Annotated in this window: 10 protein-coding genes; 2 read left to right on the top strand and 8 right to left on the bottom strand. The window is 71.9% G+C overall.

The window, feature by feature from the left end; all coding sequences use genetic code 11:
* Positions 1-119 precede the first annotated feature (119 nt).
* Complete coding sequence (locus LDL48_RS07575) at positions 120-785, top strand: GNAT family N-acetyltransferase (protein ID WP_225254300.1); 666 nt, start codon at positions 120-122, stop codon at positions 783-785.
* Between the two features lies 1 nt (position 786).
* Here LDL48_RS07575 and LDL48_RS07570 read toward each other — a convergent pair whose 3' ends face one another.
* From LDL48_RS07570 to LDL48_RS07535, 8 genes are all read right to left on the bottom strand, one after another.
* Positions 787-1,935, bottom strand: a complete 1,149-nt coding sequence (locus tag LDL48_RS07570; RefSeq protein WP_225254299.1) for an N-acetylmuramoyl-L-alanine amidase — start codon at positions 1,933-1,935, stop codon at positions 787-789.
* 165 nt (positions 1,936-2,100) lie between these two features.
* The gene (gene trxA, locus LDL48_RS07565; RefSeq protein WP_225254298.1) at positions 2,101-2,424 is read right to left on the bottom strand and encodes a thioredoxin; all 324 of its coding nucleotides are present in this window, start codon (positions 2,422-2,424) and stop codon (positions 2,101-2,103) included.
* A 16-nt stretch (positions 2,425-2,440) separates the two neighbouring features.
* Positions 2,441-3,400: a thioredoxin-disulfide reductase gene (gene trxB, locus LDL48_RS07560; RefSeq protein ID WP_225254297.1), complete on the bottom strand. Its 960-nt coding sequence runs from the start codon at positions 3,398-3,400 to the stop codon at positions 2,441-2,443.
* Positions 3,401-3,531: 131 nt separating this feature from the next.
* Positions 3,532-4,587, bottom strand: a complete 1,056-nt coding sequence (locus LDL48_RS07555; protein ID WP_225254296.1) for an RsmA family anti-sigma factor — start codon at positions 4,585-4,587, stop codon at positions 3,532-3,534.
* Positions 4,587-5,294 (bottom strand): RNA polymerase sigma factor SigM, encoded by a 708-nt coding sequence (gene sigM, locus LDL48_RS07550; protein ID WP_225254295.1) that lies wholly within the window; start codon positions 5,292-5,294, stop codon positions 4,587-4,589. Before sigM ends, LDL48_RS07555 begins: the two co-directional genes overlap by 1 nt.
* 43 nt (positions 5,295-5,337) lie before the next feature.
* Positions 5,338-6,876, bottom strand: coding sequence for a protein kinase family protein (locus LDL48_RS07545; protein ID WP_225254294.1), 1,539 nt, complete (start codon positions 6,874-6,876; stop codon positions 5,338-5,340).
* Between the two features lie 179 nt (positions 6,877-7,055).
* Positions 7,056-8,804 carry a murein biosynthesis integral membrane protein MurJ gene (murJ, locus tag LDL48_RS07540; protein WP_225254293.1) on the bottom strand — a complete coding sequence of 583 codons (1,749 nt, stop codon included), beginning with the start codon at positions 8,802-8,804 and terminating at the stop codon, positions 7,056-7,058.
* Between the two features lie 48 nt (positions 8,805-8,852).
* A complete protein-coding gene (locus LDL48_RS07535) occupies positions 8,853-9,746 on the bottom strand; it encodes a hypothetical protein (RefSeq protein ID WP_225254292.1) in 894 nt (297 codons plus the stop codon).
* A 68-nt stretch (positions 9,747-9,814) separates the two neighbouring features.
* Between LDL48_RS07535 and LDL48_RS07530 the strand changes: the two genes are divergently transcribed.
* Entirely contained in the window at positions 9,815-11,254 is a 1,440-nt protein-coding gene (locus LDL48_RS07530; protein ID WP_225254291.1) for a CCA tRNA nucleotidyltransferase, read from the top strand.
* Positions 11,255-11,313: the final 59 nt, after the last annotated feature.

Genomic DNA, 11,313 nt, shown 5'->3' with positions numbered 1-11,313 from the left:
GGATAAATCTCCCGTTCAAGGAATAAGCGGCGTAGGATCCGTCCGGGGGCGCGGACGGCACGTGAATAGGACCGTGCTTCGTGTCCGCAGCACAAAGTCGCTGACGATGGGGTTCGCCGATGTCGCGTCGCCTGGTCAACCTGACCCTCGACACGCTGGAAGATCTGCCCCGGCCCTGCCGCCAGTGCGTCTTCTGGGAGCTGGATCCGGTCAGCGCGGACCGCGCCTGCGCCGCCGGTGACACCGGCCTCGAGAAGGAGGCGTGGGTGTCGCAGACGCTGCTGGAGTGGGGCTCGTGCGGCAAGCTGGCGTATGTCGACGGCATGCCCGCCGGCTTCGTGATGTACGCGCCGCCGGCCTACGTGCCGCGATCCATGGCGTTCCCGACCAGCCCGGTGTCGGCCGACGCCGCGCTGCTGATGACCGCGCACGTGGTGGCCGCGTTCGCCGGTGGCGGGCTGGGCCGGATGCTGGTGCAGGGCGTCGCGCGGGATCTCACCAAGCGGGGCGTGAAGGCGATCGAGGCGTTCGGTGACGCGAAGTTCGGCGAGGCGGACGAGGCGCAGGACGGCTGCGTCGCGCCGGTCGACTTCTTCCTGTCGGTGGGCTTCAAGACGGTACGCCCGCACCCGCGCTACCCGCGGCTGCGGCTGGAACTGCGGACCGCGCTGTCCTGGAAGTCCGACGTCGAGTACGCGCTGGAGAAGCTGCTCGGCTCGATGAGCCCGGACACACTGCTGCGCCCGGTGCGCCCGGCGACCGCGACCCGTTCCGGGCCGTCCTGAGTCAGGACCCCTGGGCCAGCACGAGACGCAGCTGGCGGACGTCGATCGAGCCGGTCGGCACGTCGTGTTCCACCGGGAAGTACATCCGCTGGACGGCGGCCAGGATGGCCTCCACGATCTGCTCGCGCATCTGCGGGTTGACGAGCCGGTCCCGGTCGGCCGGCGAGGTGAGGTAGCCGAGGTCCACCCGTACCGCGGGCATCCGGGTCAGGCGGAGCAGTTCCCAGGTCTTCGCGTGGGCCCGGCAGTCACCCATGCCGGTGCGGACCACGATCTCGCGCTGCACCAGGTTGGCCAGCCGCTCCCCCACGGTCGAGGTGAGCCCACTGCCGGTGCCGTAGTGGTAGGTCGCCACGCCCTCGGCCGCCTCGTTCTCCTGACCGTCCAGGTGCAGCGAGATGAGCAGGTCGGCGTTGAGGCTGTTGGCCAGCGCGGCACGCTCGGCGCCGCTCATCGCCCGGGCCGGGGACGGGCCCCGGGTCAGGTGCACCCGCATGCCGGCCGCGGCCAGGCGGCCTTCCAGCCGGGCGGCCATGTCGAAGACGAGGTCCGCCTCGGTCCACCGCAGCGGGCCGTCCGGCACCACCACGCCGAGGTCGTCCGGGCCGCCGTGGCCCGGGTCGATGACGATGTTCTTGCCGACCAGGTTGGGGCCGGACTGGCGGAACGCCTCGGCCTCGCGCAGCCACTGCGGCCGCCCGCCGACCACCTTGCGGCCCAGCCGGCGCAGCGCCTTCATGGTCTGCGGGCCGCAGGAACCGTCCGGCGACAGGCCCACCTCGCGCTGGAACTGCGCCACCGCGCGGGCGGTGCGGGCGCCGTAGATGCCGTCCGCGCGGCCGGTGTCGAATCCCATCTCCAGCATCCGCTCCTGCAGGGCCCGCACGTCCTCGCCGACCAGGGCGGACGGGATGGAGTGGAACAGCGTGCGGGCGCCGAGCCGCCACCGGGCGCCGTCCAGCGCCTGCCAGGTCTCGTCGCCCACCAGGCCGTCGATGCCGATGCCGCGGCTCTGCTGGAACGCGCGTACCGCGTTTTCGGTCTCGGCGTCGAAATCGCCCTCCGCCGACGAGAGCAGATCGAGCGACACCAGGATTGATCGGATCTCCTTGACGGCCGGTCCGGTCTCTCCACGTCGGATCGCACGCACGCAGGACTCCCTTGATAGGCGGGGGAAGGGCGACCTCCGGAGCGTACTCCCCGGAGCCGCCCGCGGCCGGGCATCGATGGGTGGCTCGTGCGTCGCGTCACCCCGCGGCCGGAACGAGCGACGCCCCGCGTCCACCCGGACGCGGGGCGTGTCGAGAAGCTTCGGTCAGAGTGCCGATTCGATCAAGTTGATCAGTGCGCCCTTGGGCTTGGCACCGGCCACCGAGTTGACCGCCTGGCCGCCCTTGAACATGGTCAGCGTCGGCACCGACATCACCCGGTACGCGCGGGCGGTCTCCGGGTTCTCGTCGATGTTGACCTTGACGATCTGGACCTTGTCGCCCATCTCGTTGGCGATCTCCGCAAGCAGGGGCTCGACCTTGCGGCACGGTGCGCACCACTCCGCCCAGAAGTCCACCAGTACCGGCTTGTCGGACTGCAGTACGTCGGTGACGAAGGTGGCGTCGGTGACCGCCTTGGTTGCTCCCACTTTGGATCCTCCTGGTCTACAGCTCTACGAACGAGGCGATGAAGCGCTCGGCGTCCAGCGCCGCGGCGCAGCCGGTGCCGGCGGCCGTGATGGCCTGACGGTACGTGTGGTCGACGAGGTCGCCGGCCGCGAACACACCCGGGATGTTGGTCCGGGTGCTGGGGTGGTCGACCTGGACGTACCCCTCGTCGTTCATGTCGATCTGACCCTTGAACAGCTCGCTGCGCGGGTCGTGGCCGATCGCGATGAAGACGCCGGTGACGTCGAGCACCTTGGTCTCGCCGGTCTGCAGATTGCGGACCCGGGCGCCGACCACCTTGCCGTCGTCGCCGAGGATCTCCTCGACCGCGGAGTTCCACTCGACCTTGATCTTCGGGTTGTCCAGCGCCCGCTTCTGCATGACCTTGCTGGCCCGGAACACCTCGCGCCGGTGCACGATCGTCACCGACTCGGCGAAGCGGGTGAGGAAGGTGGCCTCCTCCATCGCGGAGTCGCCGCCGCCCACCACGATGATGTGCTGGTTGCGGAAGAAGAATCCGTCACAGGTGGCACAGGACGACACCCCGTGGCCGAGGAGTTCCTGCTCGCCGGGCACGCCGAGCGGACGCCAGGCGGAACCGGTGGAGAGGATGACGGCGCGGGCGAAGTACTCGGTCTCGCCGACGTACACCGTCTTGAGGCCCTCGGCGCCCGGCTCGGTGGGCCGCTCGCCCAGCTCGACCCGGGTGACGTCGTCGGTGATGAACTCGGCACCGAACCGCTCGGCCTGCTTGCGCATGTTGTCCATGAGTTCGGGACCCATGATGCCGTCGGGGTGACCCGGGAAGTTCTCCACCTCGGTGGTGGTCATCAGGGCGCCGCCGGACTGCACGCCCTCGATGACGAGCGGCTTGAGGTTGGCCCGGGCGGCGTACAACGCCGCGGTGTAGCCGGACGGTCCCGAGCCGATGATGATCAGGTTTCGGACCTCGTCCACTGCCGACTCCTCAGATTCTTCGTACGGACACGCCGGTGGTTCCGCACCCTAGAACGTCAGGATGGGAACGCGCCATTCCCGCATGTCACCGCACCGTGGCCGGGGTCACGGCGGAGGAGGCGGGGTGCCGCTCAGCCTACCCTTACCCGGCCCAGCCGGTCCGCTCCGGCGCCGACTGTGCCGCACGCCGCACCGCTCGCCCAGGACCAGTTGGCCCCGCCGGCGGAGAACTGCACGACCACGGCCGGCCGGCCCTGGTAGCGGGCGTAGTCGACGAGCTGGACCACGATCGGGCCGCTGCCCTGTTCGGAGGCGATCGCCTCGAGGCAGGCGAGCAACGCGTCCCGGGAACGGAGCCGCTGCAGCTCGGGAAAGCCCGGATCCGGTGCCATCGCGTTCCGCGACTCCGGCTTCTCCGAGGTGCGCTTGCGGAGATCGTCGGACGCGTCCGGCTGGGCCATCGTCCCGCCCGCCGGTGCCGGTGCCGGCGCGGAGAGCGCCGTCGCGCCGTAGTCGGCACCGCTCGCCCGGATGTTCTCGTCGGTCAGGCCGGAGACCAGCCCGGCCGCCTCGGCGGCGATCATCGGCGCGCCGAGGTCCGCGCTGCCGCCGGCGGACGTTTCCGCGTTCGAACCCGGCCGGTCGGCGAGGTAGTCGACGCCGACGCCGGCGAAGGCCAGCACGCCGGCCGCGGCCGCGATCGGTGCGGCCCAGCGCAGCCGCCGCCGGGCCGGGGAACGCCGCGGGCGCCCGCGGTGCACGGTGCCTCCGGGTACGGCAACCGGGGACGGCTCACCACGGACCGGGGTCAGGTGCGGCTCGCCGCTTCCGGCCGTCGGGTGCGTCTCGCCACGGACCGGGATCAGGTGCGGCTCGGCGGAGGCCATCAGCGCCGGAGGGATCGTGTCCGGCTCGGCGATCGGTGAACTCAGCGTCGCCGGGGAACGCAGCGCCGCGTCCAGCCGGGCCACCACGTCGGCCGGCATCGGCTCCGGGGCGGACCCGAGGTCACGGAGGTCGGTCGCGGCCGCCGTCATGCCCGGCACCAGCATCCGGTACGCCTCGCGCCACGCCGGGTCGTCCGCCACCAGCCGGGCCACCCGGTCCGCGTCGTCGCCGTCGAGGGCCCCGCCGACGTAGTCGGCCAGCAGGTCGATGTCGATCCCGCTGAAGTCGTCCGAGATCATCAACGTTCCCTCCCCTCCCGCGTCGGCTCTCGGGTCGCAGGCGTGCCCGACCTCGATGGGACGGTCCCGGCGGCCGTGCGGTTCCCGGTGGTGAGGTGACCGTCGTCTCCCCGCCGCAGGTGTCCGAGCGCCAGCGCCATCCGGGCCCGTCCCCGGGCGCACCGGCTCTTGATCGTGCCTTCGGCGACCCCGAGAATCTCGGCGGCCTCGGCCACCGGGTAGCCCTGCACGTCGACCAGCACCAGCGCGGCCCGCTGGTCGGCCGGGAGCTCGGCCAGCGCGGCCCGCACCACCAGGGCGGTGTCGTGGTCCTGGACCGGTGCGGCCGGTTCCGGGCCGGTGGGCGGGCCGTCCCCGTGGTGGCCGCCGTCGGGCAGCGGCACGGTCGGGTGGGCCTGGCGGCGGCGGATCCGGTCCAGGCAGGCGTTCACCACGATGCGGTGCAGCCAGGTGGTGACCAGGGAGTCGCCCCGGAAGCGGGCGGCTGCCCGGTGCGCCGACAGCAGCGCGTCCTGCACCGCGTCGGCGGCCTCCTCGCGGTCGCCCATGGTGCGCAGGGCCACCGCCCAGAGCCGGTCGCGGTGCCGGCGCACCAGTTCGGCGAACGCGTCTGGATCGCCGTCGACGTGGGCGCGCAGCAGCTCGGCGTCGTCCGGCGCGTCCCGGTCGGCGCCGGTCCTGCCGTCGTGGGCGTCGCCGGAAGTCACGCCAGCAATCTAGTCCAGACGGCGGGCGGCGGGGGGCACCGGCTCAGGAGCCGTACACCTCGATGTTGGTGACCGTGGCCCGGAAGCGGCTGCCGTTCTCTTCCTGCGGCAGGTCGGTGAGGAACACCAGGAGGTACTGGTATTTCTGGTCGGGCTCGAAGACCGAGAAGACTTCCTTCGTCCCGGTGGTCTTGCCCTCGGCCTCGCCCAGCCGCTTGTAGTCCTTCATGATCTTGGCGTCGCCGGTGCCGCTGTTGCCCGGGTCGCTGGTCCCGGACCGGATCTCCATGGCCACGCCCGGGGTGGACGTCTCGACCCGGACATCGCTGATGTTCCGCGGGGTGCCCAGGTTGATCAGGATGCCCATGCCGTCCTTCAGGTTGCCGAAGTTCGACTGGTTGAACCCCTGGGTGTCCCACCCGGTGTCCTTGTCGTCGTCAACCGTGAGCTTCGCCTCGGCGGCGTCCTTGCGGTCGCCGGGCGGCGGGTCGACCAGGCGCACCATGTCCTCGGTGAGCTTGATCTTCTGCGGTGCCGGTGCCTCGGGCGCGCCGCTGGCATTGGGATCGCCGGCCGGCACGCCGTCGGCCGAGGTGCCGGCCTGGGTGGTCCGCTGCGGACCGGGCTGGCCGGAGTCGCTGATCGCCTGGATGCCGAAGATCAGGCCGATGACCGCGATGACGGCGAGGGCGCCGACGCCGATGGCGATCTTGCGAGTGCTGCGCACCGGCTCGGTGGACGTGCCCTGCGCGAACCGCAGCGGGCCGACGTCCTCGTACTCGTCCTCGGGGGCGTCCAGCCGGGCCAGCTCGGCGGCGAGTGCATCGGCCGCCGGGGCGGCGACCCGCTTGTCCAGCAGGTCCATCGTCAGGTCGTCGAGGTACGCCGGGACGCCGGCGCGGATCTGCCGGGGTGCGGCGATGCTGCCGGTGGCGTCGCGGTTGGCGTCCGGCAGCGAGGACGGGCGGACCTCGTTGTGCGGCCAGCGCCCGGTCAGGGCGTAATACAGAATGCCGCCGACCGCGCGCACGTCGGTCTCGATGCTGTCCGCCGAGTCGGCCCGCGCGTCGGCCAGCACCACCCGGCCGTCGTCACCGATCAGCGTGGTGCCGGGGTGCACGTTGCCGTGCACCATGCCGGTGGCGTGCACGGCGGCCAGCGCGTCCGCGATGGAGTGGGCGATCGCGGTGGCCCGGGCCGGGTCCAGCGGGCCCTCCTGGGACACCAGCTCGCGCAGTGCCTCGCCGTCCACCCACTCGCGGACGACGTACGCCCGCTCGCCCTCGTCGATCGCGTCGTAGACGCCGACCAGATTGGAGTGGATCACCCGGCTGGCGGCCACCGCGGCCTGCAGCATCTCGGTGGCCGAGTCGCCGCCGGGGTGCCGCAGCACGACGGCCACCGGGCGCCGGAGAACGACGTCGACACCGCGCCAGACCTGCCGGCCGGCACTGTCGTTGTTGACGTGTTCCTCGATCTGATAACGCTCGGCCAGGATTTCACCGACGGTGGGTGCACCGAAGGTCGTGACCGGCCCGGCCTCATCGGCCGTGGTCTCCTGGCCTTCGCCGACCTGGGTCACCCGTCCTCCCTCGGTGGTGCACACGTGTCCAGAGCGACCTTACCCGCCCGGTGCCACCGTCCCACAGGTCATCCCCCTGGCGCGGCTGACTCCGAAAGCCGACACGCGAGCACTTTTCGTCCGTTCGGCGCGCCAGATTTGCCTGATCAGCGCCGTCATACCCCCGGTGTCCACAGGGCTCAGCGGCCCAGCTTGCGCCGGATCATTCCGATCACCTGGTGGACTTCGCGGACCCGGAGCACGATCGCCGCGGCGAGGTAACTCACCATGATCACCAGTCCGCCGACCGCCAGTTGCAGCAGCGCCTCCGGTCGCTCCGGCTCGCCGCCGCCGGGCAGCAGCCGCACCACCAGCAGCCCGAGCGCGGCCGCCACCGCCGCGGCGGCGAGCACCTTGGCGAGCGCGGCCAGCACCGAGCCCAGGTTCAGCCGGCCGATCCGCCGGCGGAGCACGGCGAGCGAGATCAGCGCGGAGAGCGTGTACGACAGCGCGTTCCCGGCGGTCATCCCGGCGGCCACCGAGGACTCCGCGAGCACCTGGAACAGCACCAGGTACGCGGTGATCCGGACGGCGGTCACCGGCAGGTTGATCAGTGCCACCGTCTTGGTGCCCTGCAGGGAGTAGAAGGCATAGGTGCACAGGTAGCTGATCGACAGCGGCAGCAGGCCGAACGCCGCGACCAGCAGCACCCCGCCGGTGGCGTGGGCCAGCTCGGCGGAGTAGGCACCGCCCTGGAACAAGGTGACCGCCACCGGCTTGGCGAGCACGCCGTAGACCACCGCGATCGGCGCCAGCGCGGTCGCGGTGAGCCGGATGCCGCGGCTCAGGTCGGCGCTGACGTCGGCCAGCCGGCCGTCGGCGGCGGCCGCGCTCATCTTCGGCAGCAGCGCGGTCATCACCGACACGCCGATGATGCCGTGCGCCATCATCATCAGCAGGGTGACGTTGTTGAACGCGAGCACGCCGGCGTTGTCGCCGCCGGAGACCCGGTTCAGCAGGTTCACCACCACGAACACGGCGAGCTGCTGGACCACGACGAAGCAGAGCATCCAGCCGGCCAGCCGGCCGATCTCGCCCAGCCCGAGCCCGCGCGGGTCCCAGCGCCACTTCCAGGCGAAGCCCACCCGGCGCAGCGCGGGCAGCAGGCCGGCGGTCTGGACCACCATGCCGAGCAGCGTGCCGCCGCCGATCAGCGCGATCCGGCCGGGCGTCATGTCGGCCGGCGACAGGCCCTTGGCGGTGCCGAAGACGCCGATGAACGTGCAGCAGGCGGCGATCACCACGATGTTGTTCAGGATCGGCGCCCACATCGGCGCGGCGAAGTGGCCGTTCACGTTCAGCACCGCGCCGATCAGCGCGGAGACGCCGGTGAAAAAGATGATCGGCAGCATCAGGTACGCGAAGCCGGTGATCAGCTTGCGGTAGTCCTGGTCGGTGCCGGAGCCGGACTGGATCGCGGTGAGCACCGGCGCGGCCACCACCACCAGCAGAGCCGCGATGCCGAGGCAGGACACCGCGAAGGTCAACAGCTTCTGGGCGTACTCCCGGCCGTTGTCCGTCGACGCCTTGCGCCGCCGCACCAGCAGCGGGATCAGCACGCTGGAGAGGATGCCGCCGAGCAGCAGTTCGTAGATCTGGTTCGGCAGGAACAGGGCGCTGGCGTAGGCGTCGCCGATGCCCGCGCCGAGGGTCATGCCGATCAGCGCGTTGCGGACGAAGCCGACGATCCGGCTGACCAGGCTGCCGGCCGCCATGATCGCGCTCTGCCCGGTGGTGCTGCGACCCGGCTCCTCCGGCGGCAGCGCCTGGTCCTCGGCGGCGGCCGCGCCGGACACCGCGGTGTCCGTCGAGATCAGCACCGCATCGTCCGCCGCAGGCGGATCACCGTCACGCGCGGCGTGCGCACTGCGGTACAGGCCGCCGGTCACGCGCTCTCCCCTCGGGTCGTCCGCTGGCCACCACGATAGAGGGACAGCTCATACGTGATGGCGCAGGAGGGTGCCCGGTTCCGCGCCGGCCAGCGTCTCCACCATCCAGCAGGCCTCGATGGCCACGATCGGCTCGCTGAGCGCGTCGAGCACGGTCGGGTGGTCGCAACCGGCCTCGGTCAGCGCGCCGAGCAACTCGGGCAGCGGTCGCAGGTCACCGGTCGCCGCGATCTGCGCCGCCAACGGGCGGGTGCCGGGGTACCAGCGCTCCTCGGCCAGGCGAGACAGGCGGGCGGCGGCCCGGCGTACCAGATGGTCCAGCCCTTCCCGCGGGAAGCGGGAGCCGCCGCGGACCTCGAGGACCACCGGGGCCGGGACGGTCAGGGCCGCGATCGCGGCCTCGTCCAGCACCTGCGGTGACTCCTCCGGCGGGCGGGGCCACCAGCGGGGATCCGCGAACAGCGGCAGCGGGGTCTGCTCCGGGCCGGCATCCACCGGCGGCGGCACCTCGCGGCGCAGCGACCGGTAGGCCGCCTCCCGGACCGCGGCCACCGCGGACACGTCGTCGTCCGGCGTCACCGGTGCGAACGGGGCGAGCAGCGCCACCACCAGACCGGGATGCGGCAGCGTCGGATCCTCCAGCGCGATCACCCGGGCGCACAGGTCCAGCTCCCACCAGCGCAGCGCGGCCGGGTGCGGGCGGCCCGGCGCGGACCAGCCCAGCTGCACCGGTTCGCTGGTCGCCGGCTCGCGCAGGCCCAGGGTCCGCTCGCCGGTCTGCAGGTCGAGGTCGAGCACCAGGCCGTAGCCGCCCGCCACGGGGAGCGGGATGCGCAGCTCGCGACGGTCGTCCGGGGCGCCGTCCGGTATTCCCTCGCCGGTCCAGAACACGGGGTCCCCGCTGACCCGGTGCAGCGCCTCGGAAACTCGCACGGCATCCATCCTGCCCGCTGCGCCCGCCCCACCCACCACTCAGGGGCCGAACAAACACTCGATAAGCTGGTCGTCCCATGTCTTCGCCTGCCGCCGCCCTCTCCTCCGCCCAGCGCAACGCCGTTGCCGAGCTGCTGCGGGTCTCGCCCGTCGCCGACGAGCTGGGCCGGCGCTTCGCCGCCGCCGGCCACGAGCTGCATCTGGTCGGCGGCTCGGTCCGCGACGCGTTGCTCGGCCGGCTCGGCGACGATCTGGACTTCTGCACCGATGCCCACCCGGACCGGACGCTGGAGCTGGTCCGCGGCTGGGCCGACGCGATCTGGGAGACCGGACGCGACTTCGGGACCATCGGGCTGCAGAAGAACGGTCTCCGGCTGGAGATCACCACGTACCGCGCCGAGGCGTACGACGGGGTCAGCCGGAACCCGACCGTCGAGTACGGCACCAGCCTGCTGGACGACCTGCGCCGCCGGGACTTCACCATCAACGCGATGGCGGTGTCGCTGCCCGGGCATCAGTTCACCGATCCGTACGGTGGGCTCACCGACCTGGCCGCCCAGGTGATCCGCACGCCGGACACGCCGGCCTCGTCGTTCTCCGATGATCCACTTCGGATGCTGCGCGCCGCCCGGTTCGCCGCAAAGCTCCGGTTCACTGTGGACGACTCGGTCATTTCGGTCATGACGTCCATGGCGGCCGATCTGGACCGGATCACCGCGGAACGCATCCGCGACGAGTTCACCAAGCTGCTCAGCGGCGCCGACCCGGTCACCGGCCTGCGGCTGCTGGTCGACACCGGGCTCGCCGACCGGTTCCTGCCCGAACTGTCCGGCCTGAAGCTCGAGATCGACGAGCACGCCCAGCACAAGGACGTGTACGAACACACGCTGATCGTGGTCGCCAACGCGGTCCGGCTGGAGGGCGGCGACGGCCCCGACTTCGTCCTGCGCATGGCGGCGCTGATGCACGACATCGGCAAGCCGGCCACCAAGGCGGTCGGGCGCGACGGCCGGGTCAGCTTCCACCACCACGAGGTGGTCGGCGCGCGGCTGACCAAGCAGCGGATGAAGGCGATGAAGTACCCCAAGGACGTCATCGCCGACGTGGTCGAGCTGGTCGCGCTGCACCTGCGCTTCTACGGCTACGGCCGCGGCGAGTGGACCGACTCGGCGGTGCGCCGCTACGTCACCGACGCCGGCCCGCTCCTCCCCCGGCTGCACAAGCTGACCCGCTCCGACTGCACCACCCGCAACCGGCGCAAGGCCGCCGCGCTCTCCGCGGACTACGACGCGCTGGAGGAGCGGATCGCCCGGCTGGCCGCCGAGGAGGACCTGGCACGGGTACGGCCGGACCTGGACGGCAACGCGATCATGGAGCTGCTCGGGGTACCGCCGGGACCGATCGTCGGCCAGGCCTGGCGGCATCTCAAGGAGTTGCGGCTGGACCGGGGACCGCTGTCCCGGGACGACGCCGAGGCCGAGCTGATGCGGTGGGCCCGCGAGCGCGGCCACATCTGATCTCCGGTGTATCCGGGGTTCTGTCGTGCCGGGTTCTGTCATACCGGGCGGGCACAATT

Origin of the sequence: Jidongwangia harbinensis (assembly GCF_020216025.1) — a bacterium.
Classification (GTDB): Bacteria; Actinomycetota; Actinomycetes; order Mycobacteriales; family Micromonosporaceae; genus Actinoplanes; species Actinoplanes harbinensis.
This window is presented reverse-complemented; position numbering and strand designations above follow the sequence as displayed.